Origin of the sequence: Bacillus sp. Pc3 (genome assembly GCF_000815145.1) — a bacterium.
GTDB lineage: Bacteria > Bacillota > Bacilli > Bacillales > Bacillaceae > Bacillus > Bacillus velezensis.
Window position 1 is genome coordinate 1,911,898 of the sequence record NZ_CP010406.1, and the last position, 20,342, is coordinate 1,932,239.

The 20,342-nt window shown below is 44.2% G+C and carries 29 protein-coding genes; all 29 read right to left on the reverse strand.

The window, feature by feature from the left end:
* Window positions 1–40: 40 nt before the first annotated feature.
* The 29 genes from secY to rpoC all read right to left on the reverse strand — a co-directional run bounded on the left by secY (window position 41) and on the right by rpoC (window position 20,318).
* The gene (secY, locus tag SB24_RS08940; RefSeq protein ID WP_007410406.1) at window positions 41–1,336 is read right to left on the reverse strand and encodes a preprotein translocase subunit SecY; all 1,296 of its coding nucleotides are present in this window, start codon (window positions 1,334–1,336) and stop codon (window positions 41–43) included.
* Between the two features lies 1 nt (window position 1,337).
* On the reverse strand, window positions 1,338–1,778 hold the full coding sequence (gene rplO, locus SB24_RS08945; protein ID WP_007410405.1) for a 50S ribosomal protein L15: 441 nt from the start codon (window positions 1,776–1,778) through the stop codon (window positions 1,338–1,340).
* A 30-nt stretch (window positions 1,779–1,808) separates the two neighbouring features.
* Window positions 1,809–1,988 (reverse strand): 50S ribosomal protein L30, encoded by a 180-nt coding sequence (rpmD, locus tag SB24_RS08950; protein WP_003156497.1) that lies wholly within the window; start codon window positions 1,986–1,988, stop codon window positions 1,809–1,811.
* Between the two features lie 13 nt (window positions 1,989–2,001).
* On the reverse strand, window positions 2,002–2,502 hold the full coding sequence (gene rpsE / locus SB24_RS08955; RefSeq protein ID WP_003156493.1) for a 30S ribosomal protein S5: 501 nt from the start codon (window positions 2,500–2,502) through the stop codon (window positions 2,002–2,004).
* 24 nt (window positions 2,503–2,526) lie between these two features.
* Window positions 2,527–2,889 (reverse strand): 50S ribosomal protein L18, encoded by a 363-nt coding sequence (rplR, locus tag SB24_RS08960; RefSeq protein WP_003156492.1) that lies wholly within the window; start codon window positions 2,887–2,889, stop codon window positions 2,527–2,529.
* 34 nt (window positions 2,890–2,923) lie between these two features.
* The gene (rplF, locus tag SB24_RS08965) at window positions 2,924–3,463 is read right to left on the reverse strand and encodes a 50S ribosomal protein L6 (protein ID WP_003156490.1); all 540 of its coding nucleotides are present in this window, start codon (window positions 3,461–3,463) and stop codon (window positions 2,924–2,926) included.
* Window positions 3,464–3,493: 30 nt separating this feature from the next.
* On the reverse strand, window positions 3,494–3,892 hold the full coding sequence (gene rpsH / locus SB24_RS08970) for a 30S ribosomal protein S8 (protein WP_003156489.1): 399 nt from the start codon (window positions 3,890–3,892) through the stop codon (window positions 3,494–3,496).
* A gap of 31 nt (window positions 3,893–3,923) precedes the next feature.
* Complete coding sequence (rpsN, locus tag SB24_RS19550) at window positions 3,924–4,109, reverse strand: 30S ribosomal protein S14 (RefSeq protein WP_003156488.1); 186 nt, start codon at window positions 4,107–4,109, stop codon at window positions 3,924–3,926.
* A 22-nt stretch (window positions 4,110–4,131) separates the two neighbouring features.
* Window positions 4,132–4,671, reverse strand: coding sequence for a 50S ribosomal protein L5 (gene rplE, locus SB24_RS08975; RefSeq protein WP_003156487.1), 540 nt, complete (start codon window positions 4,669–4,671; stop codon window positions 4,132–4,134).
* 26 nt (window positions 4,672–4,697) lie between these two features.
* Window positions 4,698–5,009: a 50S ribosomal protein L24 gene (gene rplX, locus SB24_RS08980; protein ID WP_003156486.1), complete on the reverse strand. Its 312-nt coding sequence runs from the start codon at window positions 5,007–5,009 to the stop codon at window positions 4,698–4,700.
* 36 nt (window positions 5,010–5,045) lie between these two features.
* Window positions 5,046–5,414 (reverse strand): 50S ribosomal protein L14, encoded by a 369-nt coding sequence (gene rplN / locus SB24_RS08985; RefSeq protein WP_007410404.1) that lies wholly within the window; start codon window positions 5,412–5,414, stop codon window positions 5,046–5,048.
* A gap of 40 nt (window positions 5,415–5,454) precedes the next feature.
* Window positions 5,455–5,718 carry a 30S ribosomal protein S17 gene (gene rpsQ, locus SB24_RS08990; protein ID WP_003156484.1) on the reverse strand — a complete coding sequence of 88 codons (264 nt, stop codon included), beginning with the start codon at window positions 5,716–5,718 and terminating at the stop codon, window positions 5,455–5,457.
* A gap of 22 nt (window positions 5,719–5,740) precedes the next feature.
* Complete coding sequence (rpmC, locus tag SB24_RS08995; protein ID WP_003156482.1) at window positions 5,741–5,941, reverse strand: 50S ribosomal protein L29; 201 nt, start codon at window positions 5,939–5,941, stop codon at window positions 5,741–5,743.
* Window positions 5,931–6,365, reverse strand: a complete 435-nt coding sequence (gene rplP, locus SB24_RS09000; protein ID WP_003156478.1) for a 50S ribosomal protein L16 — start codon at window positions 6,363–6,365, stop codon at window positions 5,931–5,933. Before rplP ends, rpmC begins: the two co-directional genes overlap by 11 nt.
* A gap of 1 nt (window position 6,366) precedes the next feature.
* Complete coding sequence (gene rpsC, locus SB24_RS09005; protein ID WP_003156476.1) at window positions 6,367–7,023, reverse strand: 30S ribosomal protein S3; 657 nt, start codon at window positions 7,021–7,023, stop codon at window positions 6,367–6,369.
* Window positions 7,024–7,026: 3 nt separating this feature from the next.
* Window positions 7,027–7,368, reverse strand: coding sequence for a 50S ribosomal protein L22 (gene rplV / locus SB24_RS09010; RefSeq protein ID WP_003156475.1), 342 nt, complete (start codon window positions 7,366–7,368; stop codon window positions 7,027–7,029).
* A 16-nt stretch (window positions 7,369–7,384) separates the two neighbouring features.
* Window positions 7,385–7,663: a 30S ribosomal protein S19 gene (gene rpsS / locus SB24_RS09015; protein ID WP_003156472.1), complete on the reverse strand. Its 279-nt coding sequence runs from the start codon at window positions 7,661–7,663 to the stop codon at window positions 7,385–7,387.
* A gap of 57 nt (window positions 7,664–7,720) precedes the next feature.
* Window positions 7,721–8,554, reverse strand: coding sequence for a 50S ribosomal protein L2 (gene rplB / locus SB24_RS09020; protein ID WP_003156470.1), 834 nt, complete (start codon window positions 8,552–8,554; stop codon window positions 7,721–7,723).
* A 31-nt stretch (window positions 8,555–8,585) separates the two neighbouring features.
* Entirely contained in the window at window positions 8,586–8,873 is a 288-nt protein-coding gene (gene rplW / locus SB24_RS09025; RefSeq protein ID WP_003156467.1) for a 50S ribosomal protein L23, read from the reverse strand.
* Window positions 8,873–9,496: a 50S ribosomal protein L4 gene (rplD, locus tag SB24_RS09030; RefSeq protein ID WP_007615239.1), complete on the reverse strand. Its 624-nt coding sequence runs from the start codon at window positions 9,494–9,496 to the stop codon at window positions 8,873–8,875. Before rplD ends, rplW begins: the two co-directional genes overlap by 1 nt.
* A 27-nt stretch (window positions 9,497–9,523) precedes the next feature.
* The gene (gene rplC / locus SB24_RS09035; protein ID WP_007410402.1) at window positions 9,524–10,153 is read right to left on the reverse strand and encodes a 50S ribosomal protein L3; all 630 of its coding nucleotides are present in this window, start codon (window positions 10,151–10,153) and stop codon (window positions 9,524–9,526) included.
* Between the two features lie 39 nt (window positions 10,154–10,192).
* Window positions 10,193–10,501, reverse strand: coding sequence for a 30S ribosomal protein S10 (gene rpsJ / locus SB24_RS09040; protein WP_003156464.1), 309 nt, complete (start codon window positions 10,499–10,501; stop codon window positions 10,193–10,195).
* Window positions 10,502–10,749: 248 nt separating this feature from the next.
* Entirely contained in the window at window positions 10,750–11,715 is a 966-nt protein-coding gene (locus SB24_RS09045) for an alpha/beta fold hydrolase (RefSeq protein ID WP_015416676.1), read from the reverse strand.
* Between the two features lie 103 nt (window positions 11,716–11,818).
* Window positions 11,819–13,009: an elongation factor Tu gene (gene tuf, locus SB24_RS09050; protein WP_007410400.1), complete on the reverse strand. Its 1,191-nt coding sequence runs from the start codon at window positions 13,007–13,009 to the stop codon at window positions 11,819–11,821.
* Between the two features lie 119 nt (window positions 13,010–13,128).
* On the reverse strand, window positions 13,129–15,207 hold the full coding sequence (gene fusA, locus SB24_RS09055) for an elongation factor G (RefSeq protein ID WP_007410399.1): 2,079 nt from the start codon (window positions 15,205–15,207) through the stop codon (window positions 13,129–13,131).
* Between the two features lie 52 nt (window positions 15,208–15,259).
* Window positions 15,260–15,730, reverse strand: coding sequence for a 30S ribosomal protein S7 (gene rpsG, locus SB24_RS09060; RefSeq protein WP_003156447.1), 471 nt, complete (start codon window positions 15,728–15,730; stop codon window positions 15,260–15,262).
* A 39-nt stretch (window positions 15,731–15,769) separates the two neighbouring features.
* Entirely contained in the window at window positions 15,770–16,186 is a 417-nt protein-coding gene (gene rpsL / locus SB24_RS09065; protein ID WP_003156445.1) for a 30S ribosomal protein S12, read from the reverse strand.
* Window positions 16,187–16,301: 115 nt separating this feature from the next.
* Window positions 16,302–16,550, reverse strand: coding sequence for a 50S ribosomal protein L7ae-like protein (locus SB24_RS09070; RefSeq protein ID WP_003156443.1), 249 nt, complete (start codon window positions 16,548–16,550; stop codon window positions 16,302–16,304).
* Window positions 16,551–16,718: 168 nt separating this feature from the next.
* A complete protein-coding gene (rpoC, locus tag SB24_RS09075; RefSeq protein ID WP_007410398.1) occupies window positions 16,719–20,318 on the reverse strand; it encodes a DNA-directed RNA polymerase subunit beta' in 3,600 nt (1,199 codons plus the stop codon).
* Window positions 20,319–20,342: the final 24 nt, after the last annotated feature.

Consider the following 20,342-nt stretch of genomic DNA (forward strand, 5'->3'; position numbering starts at 1 on the left):
CCGTCCTCTCTTATTTAGAGGAATGGTTAAAACCAGTCCTCTAATTTTTCATAAATCCTCGGTAATTACGTTTCACTAACTGGCTCTCCAGCTGCTTCATTGTCTCCAAGGCTACCCCGACGACAATTAACAATGATGTTCCGCCAATCTGTGCACTTTGAGGCAATCCAGCGAATTGAATGAAAAAGATAGGAAGAATGGAAATCACGGCTAAGAATATAGAACCCACAAACGTAAGTCGATACAAAATGCTCGTAATTCTATCTTGAGTCATTTTCCCTGGACGAACCCCCGGGATATAGCCACCCTGTTTTTTAAGGTTATCAGCCATTTGTTCAGGGTTTACCTGCACAAAAGCATAGAAGTACGTAAAGGCGATAATTAATGCGACATAAACCGCCATGCCCACCGGATGTGTATTGTCAAAGTTGGCTTGAATCCACTTTGTCACATCGTTCTCTCCGAAAAATGACGCGATAGTACGCGGCGTAATAAGAAACGCAACCGCAAAGATTACCGGAATAACCCCTGCCGGATTCACTTTAAGCGGAAGGTGAGTTGACTGGCCTCCGCCAACAGGTGAACGACCTTGCCCTTTTGCATATTGAATCGCGATTTTGCGTACGGCCTGCTGAATGAAAATAACACCAACAATAACGGCCAAAATCGCAATCACCAGTAAAGCGATTTTTACAATATGAATAAACAGCTGATCGCTGCTGCCGACAAATTGAGTCTCATAAATCTGCCCAACAGTTTTCGGAATACTAGCCACAATCCCCGCGAAGATGATGATCGAAATTCCGTTACCTACTCCATTGGAAGTAATTTGTTCTCCCAGCCACATTAAAAAAGCAGTTCCTCCAGTGAGTACTAAAGCAATAATCAGATATGTCGATATGCCGGATTTTTCAATCAGCATACCGTTTGCCAGGTTGTTAAACCCGTAAGACATACCTAATGCCTGGATAAAACCAAGCACAATTGTAAAATATCTCGTGAACTGAGCTAATTTACGGCGGCCGACTTCACCTTGCTTAGACCACTCGGTAAACTTCGGCACAACATCCATCTGAAGCAGCTGAATGATGATTGAAGCAGTGATGTAAGGCGTAATTCCCATCGCAAAAATGGAGAACTGATAAAGCGCACCGCCGCCAAATGTGTTAAGGAGATCAAAAACCCCCATCGAACTTTGTGTCTGCAACGCCTGAGCATTTACATATGGCACAGGGATAAACGCACCTATGCGAAAGACGATAAGCATGAGTAATGTAAAAATGATTTTATTCCGAATATCACTCACACGCATAAAGTTGGAGATTGTCTTAAACAAGTTAGATCACCTCAGCTGTACCGCCAGCAGCTTCAACAGCTTCTTTCGCAGAAGCAGAGAATTTATTGGCTTTTACAGTTAATTTTTTCTCTAATTTACCGTTGCCAAGAATCTTTACTCCTGCATTAAGTTTGCTAATAACACCAGTCTCAAGAAGAAGTTCAGGAGTGACTTCCGTTCCTTCCGCAAAACCGTTCAATTTGTCTACGTTCACAATAGCGTAATCCTTACGGTTGATGTTTGTAAAACCGCGTTTAGGAAGACGTTGGAATAAAGGCATTTGTCCCCCCTCGAATCCAGGGCGTACACCGCCGCCAGAACGAGCGTTTTGACCTTTGTGACCTTTACCAGCTGTTTTACCGTTACCAGAACCAATACCACGACCTACGCGATTGCGTACTTTACGTGAACCTTCTGAAGGCTTTAATTCATGAAGTTTCATTAGGACACCTCCTTAGCCTATAATTTATTTTTATTGTTCTTTAACAGAAACTAGATGAGATACTTTATTAATCATACCGCGGATCGCAGCGTTATCTTCATGAACGACAGTTTGGTTTGTTTTCTTTAAACCAAGTGTTCTTACAGTAACGCGCTGATCTTCCGGGCGACCGATTACACTGCGTTTGAGGGTAATTTCTAATTTAGCCATTAATGTTCCCTCCTTATCCTAACAGTTCTTCTACAGATTTTCCACGAAGCTTCGCAACCTCTTCGGCACGTTTAAGCTCACTTAAACCTTGAAGTGTTGCACGGATCATGTTGATCGGTGTGTTAGAACCTAAAGACTTAGAAAGGATATCAGCAACGCCAGCAAGCTCAAGTACCGCACGTACAGGGCCTCCAGCGATAACTCCAGTACCTTCAGAAGCAGGTTTCAACAAGATATTGCCTGCACCGAAACGTCCGATGATTTCGTGTGGAATCGTAGTTCCAACCATTGGTACTTCAATCAAATTCTTTTTCGCATCTTCAACAGCTTTGCGGATTGCTTCAGGTACTTCTTGTGCTTTACCAGTACCGAAACCTACGTGACCGTTTTTGTCACCGACAACGACTAGAGCTGCGAAACGGAAACGACGACCACCTTTAACAACTTTCGCTACGCGGTTAACCGTAACTAAGCGTTCTTCTAACTCTAATTTGCTTGGGTCAATACGACGCATAATCATGTGTCCCTCCTTTTTTTATTAAAATTTCAGTCCGGCTTCACGAGCTGCATCGGCCAGAGCTTTTACACGTCCATGGTATAAGTATCCGCCGCGGTCAAATACTACGTCAGAAACACCTTTCTCAGAAGCGCGTTTCGCAACGAGTTCACCGACTTTAGCAGCAGCAGCGCTGTCACCAGTGCTTTCCACGTTCAAATCTTTATCGAGAGTAGAGGCACTAGCAAGTGTAACGCCATTTACATCATCGATGATTTGAGCATAAATGTGTTTGTTTGAACGGAACACATTCAGACGAGGTCTTTCAGCTGTGCCTGAAAGTTTAGCACGAACACGGGCATGTCTTTTTTGACGAGCAGCATTTTTGCTAGTTTTCGTAATCATCCTTAGGTCACTCCTTTCTTCACTTTAAGCGGTCTTACTTAGCAGATTTACCTTCTTTACGGCGAACAACTTCACCTTCGTAGCGGATTCCTTTACCTTTGTAAGGCTCTGGAGAACGTACAGCGCGGATGTTAGCAGCGATAGCTCCTACACGCTCTTTGTCTGTACCTTTTACAACTACTTTAGTTTGAGAAGGAACTTCGATTTCGATGCCCTCTTCAGGAACGATCTCAACAGGGTGAGAGTATCCAACGTTTAAAACAAGTTTGTTTCCGGATTTAGCCGCACGATAACCGACACCGACTAATTCCAAACCTCTTTCAAATCCTTTAGATACGCCTTCAACCATGTTTCCAAGCAGACTGCGAGTCGTACCATGCAGCGCACGGTGCTCTTTGTGATCAGAAGGACGAGTAACTGTAAGCACGTTGTCCTCAATTTTGATTTCCATATCAGGATGGAAAGTACGAGTTAATTCTCCTTTTGGTCCTTTTACAGCTACAGTGTTGCCTTCGTTCAGCGTTACTGTAACTCCAGAAGGGATCTCAAGCAGTTTTTTACCTACACGAGACATACTAAAACACCTCCATTCTTGTTAAACTTCTTACCAAACGTATGCTAGAACTTCTCCACCAGCTTGTTTTGCACGGGCTTCTTTGTCCGTTAAAACACCTTGTGATGTAGAAATAATCGCGATTCCAAGACCGTTAAGTACGCGAGGTACTTCATTTGATTTAGCGTATACACGCAAACCTGGTTTGCTGATTCTTTTAAGACCAGTGATAACGCGCTCGTTGTTTTGTCCGTATTTCAAGAAAACGCGGATGATACCTTGTTTGCTGTCTTCTACGAACTCAACGTCACGAATGAAACCTTCACGCTTTAAAATGTCAGCAATTTCTCTTTTCAATTTAGAAGCAGGAATTTCAAGCTTCTCATGACGTACCATGTTTGCATTGCGAATACGAGTCAGCATATCTGCAATTGGATCTGTCATAACCATTATATAATTACCTCCTTCCCATTCTTGGGGATTACCAGCTGGCTTTTTTCACGCCAGGAATTTGTCCTTTATATGCAAGCTCACGGAAACAAATACGGCAAAGTTTAAATTTACGAATGACTGAGTGCGGACGTCCGCAGCGTTCACAGCGAGTGTACTCTTGCACTTTAAACTTTGGTGTACGTTGTTGTTTCGCAATCATTGACTTTTTAGCCACGATTTCGCCTCCCTTTCATTGATTATTTCTGGAACGGCATACCTACTTGAGTTAATAGCTCACGAGCCTCTTCGTCAGAGTTAGCAGTCGTTACGATAACGATGTCCATTCCGCGAACCTTTGTTACTTTATCGTAGTCAATTTCAGGGAAGATTAACTGTTCTTTAATACCAAGAGTGTAGTTTCCGCGACCGTCGAAAGATTTCTTAGAAATCCCGCGGAAGTCACGTACACGCGGTAAAGATACAGAAATAAGTTTATCAAGGAAATCATACATGCGCTCTCCGCGAAGAGTTACTTTCGCACCGATAGGCATTCCCTCACGAAGACGGAATCCAGCAATTGATTTCTTCGCACGAGTAACGACAGGTTTTTGACCTGCGATAAACGTTAATTCTTCAACAGCACTGTCGATTGCTTTTGCGTTTTGAACAGCATCACCGACACCCATGTTGATTACGATTTTTTCGATTTTTGGCACCTGCATAACAGAGTCGTAGTTGAACTTCGTCATTAAAGCAGGTGAAATTTCTTTATTGTACTTTTCTTTAAGGCGGTTCATGAGATAGACCTCCCTTCCTTTAAATACTATTTATCTAAGACTTGCCCAGATTTTTTTGCAACACGAACTTTTTTGCCATCTTCCACTTTGTATCCTACGCGAGTCACTTCACCTGTTTTAGGATCGAGCGGCATAACGTTTGATACATGAATTGGCGCCTCTTGATTAGAAATACCGCCTTGAGGGTTTGCTTGAGTTGGTTTAGAGTGCTTCTTCACCATGTTTACGCCCTCAACTAGAACGCGGTCCTTTTTAGGGAAAGCAGCAAGGATCGTACCTTGTTTGCCTTTATCTTTACCAGAGATAACCATTACTTTATCGCCTTTTTTCACATGCATCCTGATCGCACCTCCTTGAGTAAGGCATTTATTTCATTAGATAACTTCTGGAGCCAGAGAAACAATTTTCATGAAGTTGTTTTCACGTAATTCACGGGCAACCGGTCCGAAGATACGAGTTCCACGCGGGCTCTTGTCGTCACGGATGATAACACATGCATTCTCATCGAAGCTGATGTATGATCCGTCAGTTCTGCGTGCTCCGCTTTTTGTGCGAACGATAACAGCTCTTACGACTTCACCTTTTTTGACAACGCCTCCTGGTGTTGCTTGTTTAACCGTGCAAACAATTACATCACCAATGTTAGCCGTTTTACGTCCAGAACCGCCAAGAACTTTAATAGTAAGTACCTCACGCGCACCGGAGTTGTCAGCAACTTTTAAACGAGTCTCTTGTTGAATCATTATTTGTTACCTCCCTTCGGAAAAAGAATTCCGAACTTTATTAGATAATAACAGCTTCTTCGACAACTTCTACTAGACGAAAACGCTTAGTTGCAGATAATGGACGAGTTTCCATGATCTTTACGATGTCTCCGATTTTAGCTTGGTTATTTTCATCATGTGCTTTGAATTTCTTTGAGTATTTTACGCGTTTACCGTAAATAGGATCCTTTTTGTATGTTTCAACAACAACAGTGATGGTTTTATCCATTTTGTCAGAAACAACACGGCCTTGGTAAACTTTGCGTTGGTTACGTTCGCTCATGCTCACGACCTCCCCTCAGTGATTATTTGTTGGCAGCAATTTCTCTTTCACGAATCACAGTTTTCATGCGCGCGATAGCTTTGCGCACTTCACGAATGCGAGCAGTATTTTCAAGTTGTCCTGTCGCTAATTGAAAGCGAAGATTGAAAAGTTCTTCTTTAAGAGACTTTACTTTTTGTTCAATTTCAGCAGTGGTAAGGTCACGAATTTCATTAGCTTTCATTTGATTCACCACCAATTTCTTCACGTTTTACGAACTTCGTTTTAATTGGCAATTTGTGAGATGCAAGACGAAGAGCTTCACGAGCTACCTCTTCAGACACACCAGAAATTTCAAATAAAACTTTGCCCGGTTTTACAACAGCTACCCAGCCTTCAGGAGCCCCTTTACCGGAACCCATCCGTACCTCAAGCGGTTTAGCAGTGTAAGGTTTTGAAGGGAAAATTTTAATCCAAACTTTACCGCCACGTTTCATGTAACGAGTCATCGCAATACGTGCAGCTTCGATTTGGCGGTTTGTGATCCAAGAAGCTTCAAGAGCCTGGATACCGTACTCACCAAAATGTACTTCAGTACCGCCTTTAGCGCGACCGCGCATTTTTCCGCGATGCTCTCTGCGATATTTAACGCGTTTTGGTAATAACATATTATTTTCCTCCTTCCTCAGTTTTCTTCTTAGTAGGAAGAACCTCTCCACGATAGATCCAGACTTTTACACCAAGCTTACCGTAAGTTGTGTCAGCTTCAGATGTTGCATAGTCGATGTCAGCACGTAAAGTGTGCAATGGAACAGTTCCTTCACTGTAGTATTCAGAACGAGCAATGTCAGCTCCGCCAAGACGGCCGGAAACCATTGTTTTCACACCTTGTGCTCCAGCACGCATAGTGCGTTGGATTTGTTGTTTCTGCGCACGGCGGAAAGAAATACGGTTTTCTAGTTGACGAGCGATGTTGTCAGCTACAAGCTGAGCATCAAGATCTGCTCTTTTGATTTCAAGAATGTTAATGTGTACACGCTTGCCAGTAAGGCTGTTAAGGGCTTTACGAAGTGCTTCAACTTCAGATCCGCCTTTACCGATTACCATACCAGGCTTAGCAGTGTGGATCGTAATGTTAACGCGGTTTGCTGCGCGCTCGATTTCTACTTTAGAAACAGAAGCGTCAGAAAGGCGTTTGCTAATGAATTCACGAATTTTTAAATCTTCGTGCAGGAAGTCAGCGTAATCTTTACCAGCGTACCACTTAGATTCCCAATCACGAATGACTCCGATACGAAGACCGACTGGATTTACCTTTTGACCCACTACTTATCCCTCCTTCTTTTCTGATACAACGATTGTAATGTGGCTCGTACGTTTGTTGATTTGGCTCGCACGTCCCATAGCACGCGGGCGGAATCTTTTTAACGTTGGGCCTTCGTCAACAAATGCCTGAGAAATAACCAGATTGTTAGCGTCCATCTCGTAGTTGTGCTCAGCATTTGCGATAGCAGATTTTAAAACTTTTTCGATGATCGGAGAAGCAGCTCTCGGAGTTAAGTTCAGGATAGATACTGCTTCGCCTACTTGCTTACCTCGAATCAGGTCCATTACTAGACGTGCTTTACGAGGAGCAATACGGACTGTTCTTGCAACAGCTTTAGCTTGCATTTAAAAGCCTCCTCTCTTAGCGTCTTGTTTTTTTATCGTCACTGGCGTGGCCTTTGTAAGTACGAGTCGGTGCGAATTCGCCCAACTTGTGGCCTACCATGTCTTCAGAAATGAATACAGGCACGTGTTTACGTCCGTCATATACTGCGATAGTGTGACCGATAAATTGTGGGAAAATAGTTGAACGGCGAGACCAAGTTTTTACAACTTGTTTCTTGTCCGTTTCATTTAATTTCTCGATTTTTGTCATCAAGTGTCCATCGACAAATGGTCCTTTTTTCAAGCTGCGAGCCATTTTGGAACCTCCCTTCGTGATTGCACTACGGTCCGAAATGAACCGTAGACAACCCCGTTATTTATTTTTACGACGACGTACGATAAATTTATCAGATTTGTTCTTTTTCTTACGTGTCTTGAATCCAAGAGTCGGTTTGCCCCAAGGAGACATTGGTGATTTGCGTCCGATTGGCGCGCGACCTTCACCACCACCGTGCGGGTGATCGTTAGGGTTCATTACAGAACCGCGGACTGTAGGGCGGATGCCTTTCCAGCGAGAGCGTCCTGCTTTACCAACGTTGATAAGTTCGTGCTGCTCGTTACCTACTTGACCGATAGAAGCGCGGCAAGCAGAAAGGATCATGCGAACTTCACCAGAGTTAAGACGTACAAGAACGTATTTGCCTTCTTTACCAAGAACCTGAGCAGATGTACCAGCTGAACGTACAAGCTGTCCGCCTTTACCAGGTTTTAATTCAATGTTATGCACAACTGTACCAACAGGGATGTTGATAAGCGGAAGTGCGTTACCTACTTTGATGTCAGCTTCAGGGCCGGACATGATTTCAGTACCTACTTGAATTCCTTTTGGTGCAAGAATGTAACGTTTTTCTCCGTCTACATAGTTGATTAGTGCAATGTTAGCTGAACGGTTTGGATCGTACTCAACTGTAGCAACGCGTCCAGGTATACCATCTTTATCGCGTTTGAAGTCGATAACACGGTATTGGCGTTTGTGTCCGCCACCTTGGTGACGTACAGTCAATTTACCTTGGTTGTTACGTCCGCCTTTTTTGTGAAGGGGCGCAAGCAAGGATTTTTCCGGCTGGTCAGTCGTGATTTCAGCAAAATCTGAAGTTGTCATGCCACGACGTCCGTTAGAGGTCGGTTTATACTTTTTAATCGCCATTTTGAATTTCCCTCCTTCTTTTTACAGATAATTAAGCTTCAAAAATTTCGATTTCTTTGCTGTCTGCAGTAAGTTTTACGATCGCTTTTCTGCGACGGCTAGTCATACCAGTGTAGCGGCCGACACGTTTTGATTTCCCTTTGTAGTTCATGATGTTGACTTTGTCAACTTTCACTCCAAAGATACTTTCAACTGCATCTTTCACTTCTGTTTTATTAGCTCTTACATCAACTTCAAAAGTATATTTTTTTTCAGTCATTAAATCAGCAGAACGTTCAGTAATGACGGGGCGCTTAAGAACATCACGAGGATCTTTCATTATGCAAGCACCTCCTCTACTTTTTCAACCGCAGCTTTTGTAATCAGAAGCTTCTCGTGGTTGACAACGTCTAACACGTTGATTCCGTTAGCTTGAACAACTGTAACTCCAGGGATGTTGCGTGCAGAAAGAGATACTGCTTCGTTTGCATCCGCAGTTACGATTAAAGCTTTTTTCTCAACAGATAATCCTTTAAGGATAGCTGCCATTTCTTTTGTTTTAACCGTATCAAGAGTAAGATCTTCAAGAACAATAATGTTGTTGTCGTTCACTTTAGAAGACAATACTGATTTGATTGCCAAGCGGCGAACTTTTTTAGGTAATTTGTAAGAATAGCTGCGTGGTGTTGGGCCGAATACGACACCACCTCCGCGCCATTGCGGTGAACGGATTGAACCTTGACGGGCACGACCTGTACCTTTTTGACGCCATGGTTTGCGACCTCCGCCGCGTACTTCAGAACGATTTTTTACTTTGTGAGATCCTTGACGTAAGGAAGCTCTTTGCATAAGAATAGCGTCGAATACTACGCTCTCATTTGGCTCAATTCCAAATACAGACGCGTTTAATTCGATATCACCAGCAGTAGAACCGTTTTGGTTGTATAATGCTACTTTTGGCATGATCAATTTCCTCCTTTCCTAAGAGACTTATTTAGATTTAACAGCACTTTTAACAGTGATTAAAGTTTTTCTCGCACCAGGTACGTTACCTTTAATCAAAAGAAGATTGCGCTCAGCATCTACTTTTACGATTTCAAGGTTTTGGACAGTGATTTGATCTCCGCCCATGCGTCCAGGTAATAGTTTACCTTTGAATACACGGTTAGGATCTACAGGTCCCATTGAACCAGGACGACGGTGGTAGCGTGAACCGTGAGACATAGGTCCGCGAGATTGTCCGTGGCGCTTGATTGCACCTTGGAAACCTTTACCTTTAGATACTCCTGTTACATCTACGATTTCTCCTGCAGAGAAAATTTCAACCTTGACTTCCTGACCAATTTCATACGCATCCATATCCACGCCGCGTAATTCTTTAACGAAGCGCTTAGGAGCAGTTTCCGCTTTTGCAACGTGTCCTTTTTCCGGTTTGTTTGAAAGCTTTTCACGCTTATCGTCAAAACCAAGCTGGATCGCTTCATAGCCATCATTTTCAGCTGTTTTCTTTTGAAGAACAACGTTTGGAGCTGCTTCAATAACAGTTACCGGGATAAGATCACCGTTCTCTGCGAATACTTGCGTCATACCAATTTTTCTTCCTAAGATTCCTTTGGTCATTCGTCACACCTCCTATTAAGATCATTCTATATTTTAGAATTAAAGTTTGATTTCGATATCGACACCAGATGGTAAGTCTAATCGCATGAGAGCATCAACAGTTTGTGGTGTTGGGTTCACAATGTCGATTAAACGTTTATGTGTACGCATTTCAAATTGCTCACGAGAATCTTTGTATTTGTGCACCGCACGAAGGATTGTGTAAACTGATTTTTCAGTTGGCAACGGAATCGGACCAGATACGCTGGCACCAGAACGTTTTGCCGTTTCAACAATCTTCTCTGCAGATTGATCAAGGATTCTATGATCATATGCTTTTAAACGAATACGAATTTTTTGTTTTGCCATTATTTTCCCTCCTTTTCGCCTACATCACGTTAGACAGTTCTCCGTGAGAAAAACCTGATCACCTTGCCATGGCAAAGCGGCCGGGTGTGTCAGCAACCTCTCACTTCATCGCAGTCAAAGACCAACATACACTATTATACAGAAAATAGACGTATGTTGCAAGGTTTATTTAAAGAACCTTGTGGTTTTCACACTTTGATTATTATACAGGTGATACCATGATTAATCAAGGATATGCCTGTTTTCTTTCAAAGATGGAACGATGCGAACCGGCTGACAACTTCGGCAAAGCGATCCGGTTCCTCCAAGTGAGGCGAATGGGCTGAGTTCTCAAACCAATGCCATTCTTTATACGGCGCATCAACCTTCTGATAATATTCATAAGACGTCGTCCCCGGGACCGTCAAATCGTATCTCCCTGACATAAAACAGCATGGTATTATAATAGAAGAAACTGATTCCCCGGCATTAAAGAAAATGAGATCCTCCCACAGGTGTTTCAGGCTGAACATTTGTCCCCGCGCGGCTAAGAAACTCCCTCTCACACCGTACGGTTCACCAAACAGCATTCGCCCCCCTGCTTTAAGAGCACCGATCGGATGATGGGTAAAGCCCCCTCCCCTCATCTCGATACAAAGCAGAAACAACGTTCGCTGCAGCTGTTTCTCCCATGGAGGCGCTCCGATAAAGCTAAGCGTCTTTTCCAGCAGGAAATGTTTGCGTCGCCTGCTCCATTCCATCATCAGCCGGTAAGCTTCCGTTTCTTCCTTTTGAATATTAACCACCTGACTGATACCGATATACGCATAATACAAATCAGGCCTCTCTTGAAGAACATGAAGCGCCAGAACTGAACCCCACGAATAGCCGGCGATATATATTTTTTGCCTGCTGAATTGCTTGCATAAGCGTTCGGTCAAATGAATGGTATCGGCTGTCAGCTGATCCAAGGTCATAGATGAAGCCGGAATTTCCTTTGAATAAGAGAGACCCGCCCCTCTCTGATCCCAGTTCACAACGGTGAAATGCTTTTCCAGCTTATTCTGGTATTTTCTCGCATAGCCGATTTGGGGCGTGCCGGGACCGCCGTGCAAAAACAAAAGCAGCGGATTACTCCTGTCATCACCATTAATCATAATGGTTTGTTCACTGCCATTAATCAGCAATTGCTGAAGCATTGAAATACGATTGGTTTTCTTGAAGTTATCGTTCATCGCTCTGCTCCTAAAATTTGTATACGTTCTATTATACATGGAATCAGCGGGGAAACAAAAAAACGAGGCCCCATAAGGGACCCCGCATTAATGAACGAGTCGATTACTCAGTGATTGTAGAAACAACGCCTGAACCAACTGTACGTCCGCCTTCACGAATAGAGAAACGAGTTCCTTCTTCGATAGCGATTGTAGAGATAAGTTCAACGATCATTTCAGTGTTATCTCCAGGCATAACCATTTCTACGCCTTCTGGAAGATTGATGATACCAGTTACGTCAGTTGTACGGAAGTAGAACTGAGGACGGTAGTTAGAGAAGAATGGAGTATGACGTCCACCCTCTTCTTTAGAAAGAACGTAAACTTCAGCTTTGAATTTGCTGTGTGGAGTGATTGTACCTGGTTTAGCAAGTACTTGTCCACGTTGGATATCTTCACGAGCTACACCGCGAAGAAGTGCACCGATGTTGTCTCCAGCTTCAGCGTAGTCAAGAAGCTTACGGAACATTTCAACACCTGTAACAGTTGTTTTGCTGTTTTCTTCTTGAAGACCGATGATTTCAACTTCGTCACCGACTTTAACTTGTCCGCGTTCTACACGGCCAGTAGCAACTGTACCACGACCAGTGATTGAGAATACGTCCTCAACCGGCATCATGAATGGTTTGTCAGTGTCGCGTTCTGGAGTTGGGATGTACTCGTCAACTGCAGCCATAAGTTCAAGAATTTTTTCTTCGTACTCAGCGTCACCTTCAAGAGCTTTAAGAGCAGAACCTTTAACAACTGGTACATCATCACCAGGGAAGTCGTATTCGCTAAGAAGATCGCGAACTTCCATTTCAACAAGCTCAAGAAGCTCTTCGTCGTCTACCATGTCGCATTTGTTAAGGAATACTACGATGTATGGTACACCAACGTTTTTAGAAAGAAGGATGTGCTCACGAGTTTGTGGCATTGGGCCATCAGCAGCAGATACTACAAGGATAGCTCCGTCCATTTGCGCAGCACCAGTGATCATGTTTTTAACATAGTCAGCGTGTCCTGGGCAGTCAACGTGTGCATAGTGACGAGTGTCAGTTTCGTACTCAACGTGTGCAGTAGAGATTGTGATACCGCGCTCACGTTCTTCTGGAGCACCATCAATTTGATCGTACGCCATAGCTGTACCTTTACCAGATTTCTTATGAAGTACTGTTGAGATAGCAGCAGTTAATGTTGTTTTACCATGGTCAACGTGTCCAATTGTACCGATATTGGCATGTGATTTGGAACGGTCGAATTTTTCTTTAGCCATTCTAAAATCCTCCTTAAGAGCTTTTAATTAGTAATGTATAGAGTGATAGAAAGTGAAAGCAAGCTCTCACTTCCTCATCTTACAATAGTAGTTATACTTGAGTTAAGTGGCAAAATCAATTATTCGCCTTTATTTTTTTTGATAATTTCTTCAGCGATGCTCTTCGGCACTTCTTCGTAGTGATCCATGAACATTGTGAACGTACCGCGTCCTTGCGTGTTAGAACGAAGGGCAGTAGCGTAACCGAACATTTCAGCAAGAGGTACCATCGCACGCACAACTTGAGCGTTACCGCGAGCTTCCATACCTTCTACGCGTCCGCGACGAGAAGTAACATCACCCATGATGTCTCCCATGTATTCTTCAGGAATAACAACTTCAACTTTCATGATTGGTTCAAGAAGAACTGGGTTACATTTGCTGACTGCATTTTTCAATGCCATAGAAGCAGCGACTTTAAACGCCATTTCGTTTGAGTCAACATCATGGTAAGATCCATCAAAAAGTTTCGCCTTGATGTCGATTAGCGGGAATCCGGCTAGGACACCATTTTCAAGAGAGTCTTCAAGACCTGCTTGTACGGCTGGGATGTATTCACGAGGAACAACACCACCGACGATTGCGTTTTCGAATTCAAAGCCAGCGCCTTCTTCGTTCGGTTCAAACTCGATCCAAACGTGACCGAACTGACCGCGTCCGCCTGATTGACGTACGAATTTACCTTCAACTTTTGCACCGGTACGGAATGTCTCACGGTACGCAACTTGAGGAGCACCAACGTTAGCTTCAACTTTGAACTCACGCTTCATACGATCAACAATGATATCAAGGTGAAGCTCACCCATACCAGAGATGATTGTTTGACCCGTTTCAGGGTTTGTTTGTGTACGGAATGTAGGATCTTCTTCAGCAAGTTTCGCTAAAGCGATACCCATTTTATCTTGGTCAGCTTTTGATTTAGGCTCAATCGCTACGTCGATAACAGGCTCTGGGAATTCCATTGATTCAAGGATTACAAGATCCTTCTCATCACATAGAGTATCTCCAGTAGAAGTATCTTTTAGACCTACAGCAGCTGCGATGTCTCCAGCGTAAACAGTAGAGATCTCTTCACGGCTGTTTGCGTGCATTTGAAGGATACGTCCTACGCGCTCACGCTTGCCTTTTGTAGAGTTCTTTACATATGAACCGGAATCAAGTGTACCGGAATATACGCGGAAGAATGTCAGCTTACCGACATAAGGGTCAGTCATAACTTTAAATGCAAGTGCAGAGAATGGCTCTTCATCAGAAGAATGACGAACGATCTCTTCATCTGTGTCAGGACGTACACCTTTGATTGCAGCAACATCAGTTGGCGCAGGAAGGTAGTCAAGAACAGCATCAAGTACAAGCTGAACACCTTTGTTTTTGAAAGCAGATCCAACAAGTACAGGGTAGAATTCAACATTCAGTGTACCTTTACGGATAGCAGCTTTCAGTTCAGGGATAGTGATTTCTTCACCTTCAAGGTACTTTTCCATAAGCTCTTCATCAAGCTCAGCTACAGCTTCAATCAGGCTGCTGCGAAGCTCTTCAGCTTGCTCTTTGTACTCTTCAGGGATTTCTTTCGCATCTGAACGAGTTCCAAGGTCATCTTCGTAGAAATACGCAACGTTTTCTACTAAGTCAATGATACCTTCGAAGTTGTCTTCAGCGCCGATCGGCAATTGAATTGCGTGAGCGTTAGCTTGAAGACGGTCTCTTAAAGTGCCTACAGAGTAAAGGAAGTCTGCGCCGATTTTGTCCATTTTGTTGACAAATACAACGCGCGGTACTCCGTAAGTTGTTGCTTGGCGCCATACTGTTTCTGTCTGAGGCTCAACACCTGATTGAGCATCAAGTACGGCAACCGCACCATCAAGTACACGGAGTGAACGTTCAACTTCAACTGTGAAGTCTACGTGTCCCGGTGTATCGATGATGTTTACACGGTAACCTTTCCACTGTGCAGTCGTTGCTGCAGAAGTGATTGTGATACCGCGTTCTTGTTCCTGCTCCATCCAGTCCATTTGCGAAGCACCTTCGTGAGTTTCGCCAATTTTGTGGATACGGCCTGTGTAGAACAAGATCCGTTCTGTAGTAGTCGTTTTACCGGCATCGATGTGAGCCATGATCCCGATATTACGAGTTTTTTCTAAGGAGAACTCTCTTGCCATTGGGTAATTTCTCCTTCCTTATTAGGGAATTATTATTTTGATTATATGAATCCTACCAGCGGTAGTGAGCAAATGCTTTGTTCGCTTCTGCCATCTTGTGAGTGTCTTCACGTTTCTTAACGGCAGCACCAGTGTTGTTAGCTGCATCAAGAATTTCGTTAGCCAGGCGCTCTTCCATTGTTTTTTCTCCGCGAAGACGCGCATAGTTAACCAACCAGCGAAGACCAAGAGTTGTACGGCGTTCAGGACGAACTTCTACAGGCACTTGGTAGTTAGCTCCACCTACACGGCGTGCTTTTACTTCAAGTACAGGCATGATGTTTTTCAATGCTTGTTCGAAAACCTCCATTGCATCATTGCCAGTGCGTTCTTTAATGATATCGAATGACTTGTATAGGATTGTTTGAGATTTACCTTTTTTACCGTCGATCATCATTTTGTTGATCAGGCGGGATACCAGCTTAGAGTTGTAAAGCGGATCAGGTAAAACATCTCTTTTTGCTACAGGACCTTTACGTGGCATCTGAATATCCTCCCTTCATAGTTTTAATGATTTATTTGATTACTTTGCTTTAGGACGTTTCGTACCGTATTTAGAACGGCCTTGCGCACGGTTTTCAACTCCGGCAGTATCAAGTGCGCCACGAACGATGTGGTAGCGTACCCCCGGTAAGTCTTTTACACGTCCGCCGCGGATCAGTACAACGCTGTGCTCTTGCAGGTTGTGACCGATACCAGGAATGTAGGCAGTAACCTCGATTCCGTTAGTCAAACGAACACGAGCATATTTACGAAGTGCTGAGTTCGGTTTTTTCGGTGTCATTGTACCCACACGAGTACATACCCCGCGTTTTTGTGGAGAAGATACGTTAGTGTGCTCTTTTTTAAAGCTGTTGTATCCTTTGTTTAGTGCAGGTGACTTAGAGTTTTCAACTTTGCTCACGCGTCCCTTGCGAATTAGCTGATTAATTGTAGGCATGTTGTGTTCCTCCCTTCATTACGTTTTATAACCCACATACCCAGGTGGTTCATCATTAGGCAAAAAACAATGTCTTTACACAAGATTGATATCTTATATAAAAACAAAAAGTACGCTATAACATAATGGCAACAGCTGCTGCTCCCACTTCAATTCCGCAGGCTTTGCCGAGCTTTTTCATGGAATCCACCATACAGACAGCGGTATTTTGGTTCTTTGCAAGCTGGATAACGCCAGCTGTAAGAACTGAATCCGCGTCTTTTGCCACGACGACTTCCTTCACTGAACCTCGTTTTAGAGCTTTCACTGTTTGCTTCGTACCAATAATAATTGATTTGGCCTGTGATACTTTATCATAAGACATAAACATATCCTCCAAAGTAACAGGTTTTATTTCGAGCACCTTGGTTATATTATCACTCTGCGGGGCGGATGTCAACAACGTATGACATTTTTTAGTGCAGTCCACCGCCAGAATAATTGTAATACTGAGGAAAAGCTGTCGAAACAGCCTTTCCTGCAGCAGTTTCTATTATTCAGCCGGAACCATATCTTCCGAAGGCTGAACGTTTGAAACAGGTTTTACTTTTCTGTAATTCATCATACCGGTACCGGCCGGAACCAGCTTACCGATGATAACATTCTCTTTCAGGCCGAGAAGTTCATCGCGCTTGCCTTTAATCGCAGCATCTGTAAGAACGCGTGTTGTTTCTTGGAATGATGCGGCAGACAAGAATGAATCCGTCTCGAGTGAAGCTTTTGTGATACCGAGAAGGACAGGACGGCCTGTAGCAGGTCGATTGCCTTCAAGCAGCACTTTTTTGTTCGCTTCTGTGAATTGGTGAATATCTAGCAATGTGCCAGGGAGAACATCAGTATCTCCGGCATCGATCACACGGACTTTGCGAAGCATCTGGCGAACCATTACTTCTACGTGTTTATCGCCGATTTCAACCCCCTGCATACGGTAAACCTTCTGAACCTCATGCAGAAGATATTCCTGAACCGTTGTCAGGTCAGTGACTTTAAGAAGTTCTTTCGGATCGATAGAACCTTCTGTCAGCACTTGGCCGCGGGTAATCTGATCACCCTCAGCCACTTTCAGGCGTGAGTTGTAAGGTGCCGTGTATGAACGTGTCTCAACAGCGCCCTGAACAACAATCTCCTGCTGTTTGTCGCGGACTTCATTGATTTCGGCAATTGTACCGTCAATCTCAGAAATCGTCGCTTGACCTTTCGGATTACGCGCTTCGAAAAGCTCTTGGATACGCGGAAGACCTTGTGTGATATCGTCTCCGGCAACCCCGCCTGTGTGGAACGTACGCATTGTTAACTGTGTTCCAGGCTCACCGATAGATTGAGCGGCGATAATACCTACTGCTTCGCCGACTTCAACATCAGTTCCGGTTGCAAGGTTACGTCCGTAGCATCGTTTACATACACCATGAGGAGTGTTACATGTGAACGCAGAACGGATCCACACTTCTTCGATTCCGGCTTCAACGATTTCCAGCGCTTTATCTTCATCGATCAATTCATTTTCGTTAATGAGCACAGCACCCGTTTCAGGATGTTTGATCTGTTTTCTGGCGAAACGTCCGATCAGACGCTCTTCCAGACGCTCGATGATTTCCGTGCCTTCTTTGAGCGGTTTTGCAAGAATACCGCGGTCTGTTCCGCAATCTGTTTCACGAATGATAACATCCTGCGCAACATCAACAAGACGGCGTGTAAGGTAACCTGAGTCAGCTGTTTTCAGGGCGGTATCGGCAAGACCTTTACGCGCACCGTGAGTGGAGATAAAGTACTCCAAAACTGTCAGGCCTTCACGGAAACTTGATTTAATCGGCAATTCAATGATTCGTCCAGCCGGGTTGGCCATCAGACCGCGCATACCCGCAAGCTGTGTAAAGTTAGATGCGTTACCACGGGCTCCTGAGTCACTCATCATGTAGATCGGGTTGACTTCGTCTAATGATTTCATCAGTTTGCCTTGGATAACATCTTTCGCTGAACTCCAAATTGAAATGACTCTTTCATAACGTTCTTCTTCGGTGATTAAACCGCGTCTGAACTGTTTCAGGACATTATCAACTTTGCTTTGTGCTTCTTCAAGGATTTCCTGTTTGTCATCGAGAACGACGATATCAGAAACCCCTACTGTGATGCCGGCTTTCGTTGAATATCTGAAACCGAGGTTTTTCATGCGGTCAAGCATTTTAGACGTTTCCGTGATATGGAATCGTTTAAAGATTTCCGCGATGATTTTACCGAGAATGCCTTTTTTAAACGGTGCGTTGATCGGCTGCTCAGCAATCACAGCTTTTACGTCAGCACCTTTATCTAAGAAGAAACGGTCAGGTGTCTTCTCTTCAATGTTGCTCTTCGTTGGTTCATTCATGTAAGGGAATGATTCCGGAAGAATTTCATTGAAGACGAGCTTACCGACAGTTGTAATTAACAATTTTGAACGCTGTTCTTCAGTAAATGTCACATTCTTAAGGGAGTTCGCCGCAACAGCAACTCTCGTATGAAGGTGAACATAACCGTTTTGATAAGCAAGAAGCGCTTCGTCCGTATTTTTGAAAACCATACCCTCGCCGACTGCTCCGGCGCGCTCAAGCGTCAGGTAGTAGTTTCCTAATACCATATCCTGAGACGGCGTAACAACCGGTTTACCATCTTTAGGGTTCAAGATGTTTTGGGCCGCAAGCATCAGAATGCGCGCCTCAGCTTGAGCCTCAGCTGATAAAGGTACGTGAACCGCCATTTGGTCACCGTCAAAGTCAGCGTTATAAGCTGTACATACTAACGGGTGAAGACGGATGGCGCGTCCTTCAACAAGCGTCGGTTCGAAAGCCTGGATACCTAATCTGTGAAGAGTAGGGGCACGGTTCAGTAAGACCGGATGCTCCTTAATGACAGATTCAAGTACATCCCATACTTCAGGCTGCACGCGTTCGATTTTGCGTTTTGCGCTCTTGATATTGTGAGCAAGGCCTTTTTCAACAAGCTCTTTCATGACGAAAGGCTTGAAGAGCTCAAGCGCCATTTCCTTCGGCAAACCGCACTGATACATTTTCAGATGCGGACCTACGACGATAACGGAACGGCCTGAGTAGTCTACACGTTTACCGAGAAGGTTCTGACGGAAACGCCCTTGTTTCCCTTTCAGCATGTGAGAAAGAGATTTAAGCGGACGGTTACCCGGTCCGGTAACCGGACGGCCGCGGCGTCCGTTGTCAATCAGAGCATCGACTGCTTCCTGAAGCATACGTTTTTCGTTCTGAACGATGATGCTTGGCGCGCCGAGGTCTAACAGACGTTTTAAACGGTTATTACGGTTGATGACACGACGGTAAAGGTCGTTCAGATCAGACGTTGCGAAACGTCCGCCGTCAAGCTGAACCATCGGTCTTAATTCAGGCGGAATAACCGGAAGCACGTCGAGGATCATCCAAGACGGCTTGTTTCCTGAATTACGGAAGGCTTCAAGCACTTCAAGGCGTTTGATCGCACGTGTACGGCGCTGTCCTTGAGAAGTCTTCAGCTCTTCTTTTAACATATCAACTTCTTTGACAAGGTCGATGTCCTGCAGAAGTTTATTAATGGCTTCCGCACCCATAGAGGCTTGGAATTTGTTTCCGTACTTATCCAGATACGCACGGTATTCCTTTTCAGATAAAAGCTGTTTCTTTTCGAGCGGTGTATTGGCCGGGTCAGTTACGACGTAAGAAGCAAAGTAAATAACTTCTTCCAGCGCACGCGGTGACATATCCAATACAAGACCCATACGGCTCGGAATACCTTTGAAATACCAAATGTGAGAAACCGGGGCAGCCAGTTCAATATGCCCCATTCTCTCACGACGGACTTTAGCCCGCGTTACTTCAACTCCGCAACGGTCACAAACTACGCCTTTATAACGAACCCGCTTGTACTTGCCGCAATGACATTCCCAGTCCTTAGTCGGTCCGAAAATGCGTTCGCAGAACAGGCCGTCCTTTTCAGGTTTCAATGTACGATAGTTTATCGTTTCAGGCTTTTTCACTTCACCAAAAGACCATGAACGGATTTTATCCGGTGAAGCAAGACCGATGTTCATATACTCAAAATTGTTCACATCTAGCAAGGGGCCTACCTCCCTTTTTATCTT

Coding starts and splice junctions, on each gene's coding strand:
- rplO (WP_007410405.1), bottom strand. CDS start 1,778: ATGAAACTTCATGAATTAAAGCCTTCAGAAGGTTCACGTAAAGTACGC.
- rpmD (WP_003156497.1), bottom strand. CDS start 1,988: ATGGCTAAATTAGAAATTACCCTCAAACGCAGTGTAATCGGTCGCCCG.
- rpsE (WP_003156493.1), bottom strand. CDS start 2,502: ATGCGTCGTATTGACCCAAGCAAATTAGAGTTAGAAGAACGCTTAGTT.
- rplR (WP_003156492.1), bottom strand. CDS start 2,889: ATGATTACGAAAACTAGCAAAAATGCTGCTCGTCAAAAAAGACATGCC.
- rplF (WP_003156490.1), bottom strand. CDS start 3,463: ATGTCTCGTGTAGGTAAAAAACTGCTTGAGATCCCTTCTGGAGTTACA.
- rpsH (WP_003156489.1), bottom strand. CDS start 3,892: ATGGTTATGACAGATCCAATTGCAGATATGCTGACTCGTATTCGCAAT.
- rplE (WP_003156487.1), bottom strand. CDS start 4,671: ATGAACCGCCTTAAAGAAAAGTACAATAAAGAAATTTCACCTGCTTTA.
- rplX (WP_003156486.1), bottom strand. CDS start 5,009: ATGCATGTGAAAAAAGGCGATAAAGTAATGGTTATCTCTGGTAAAGAT.
- rplN (WP_007410404.1), bottom strand. CDS start 5,414: ATGATTCAACAAGAGACTCGTTTAAAAGTTGCTGACAACTCCGGTGCG.
- rpsQ (WP_003156484.1), bottom strand. CDS start 5,718: ATGAGCGAACGTAACCAACGCAAAGTTTACCAAGGCCGTGTTGTTTCT.
- rpmC (WP_003156482.1), bottom strand. CDS start 5,941: ATGAAAGCTAATGAAATTCGTGACCTTACCACTGCTGAAATTGAACAA.
- rplP (WP_003156478.1), bottom strand. CDS start 6,365: ATGTTATTACCAAAACGCGTTAAATATCGCAGAGAGCATCGCGGAAAA.
- rplV (WP_003156475.1), bottom strand. CDS start 7,368: ATGCAAGCTAAAGCTGTTGCAAGAACAGTCCGTATTGCTCCTCGTAAA.
- rpsS (WP_003156472.1), bottom strand. CDS start 7,663: ATGGCTCGCAGCTTGAAAAAAGGACCATTTGTCGATGGACACTTGATG.
- rplB (WP_003156470.1), bottom strand. CDS start 8,554: ATGGCGATTAAAAAGTATAAACCGACCTCTAACGGACGTCGTGGCATG.
- rplW (WP_003156467.1), bottom strand. CDS start 8,873: ATGAAAGATCCTCGTGATGTTCTTAAGCGCCCCGTCATTACTGAACGT.
- rplD (WP_007615239.1), bottom strand. CDS start 9,496: ATGCCAAAAGTAGCATTATACAACCAAAACGGTTCTACTGCTGGTGAT.
- rplC (WP_007410402.1), bottom strand. CDS start 10,153: ATGACCAAAGGAATCTTAGGAAGAAAAATTGGTATGACGCAAGTATTC.
- rpsJ (WP_003156464.1), bottom strand. CDS start 10,501: ATGGCAAAACAAAAAATTCGTATTCGTTTAAAAGCATATGATCATAGA.
- SB24_RS09045 (WP_015416676.1), bottom strand. CDS start 11,715: ATGAACGATAACTTCAAGAAAACCAATCGTATTTCAATGCTTCAGCAA.
- tuf (WP_007410400.1), bottom strand. CDS start 13,009: ATGGCTAAAGAAAAATTCGACCGTTCCAAATCACATGCCAATATCGGT.
- fusA (WP_007410399.1), bottom strand. CDS start 15,207: ATGGCAAGAGAGTTCTCCTTAGAAAAAACTCGTAATATCGGGATCATG.
- rpsG (WP_003156447.1), bottom strand. CDS start 15,730: ATGCCACGTAAAGGTCCTGTAGCAAAAAGAGATGTTTTACCTGATCCG.
- rpsL (WP_003156445.1), bottom strand. CDS start 16,186: ATGCCTACAATTAATCAGCTAATTCGCAAGGGACGCGTGAGCAAAGTT.
- SB24_RS09070 (WP_003156443.1), bottom strand. CDS start 16,550: ATGTCTTATGATAAAGTATCACAGGCCAAATCAATTATTATTGGTACG.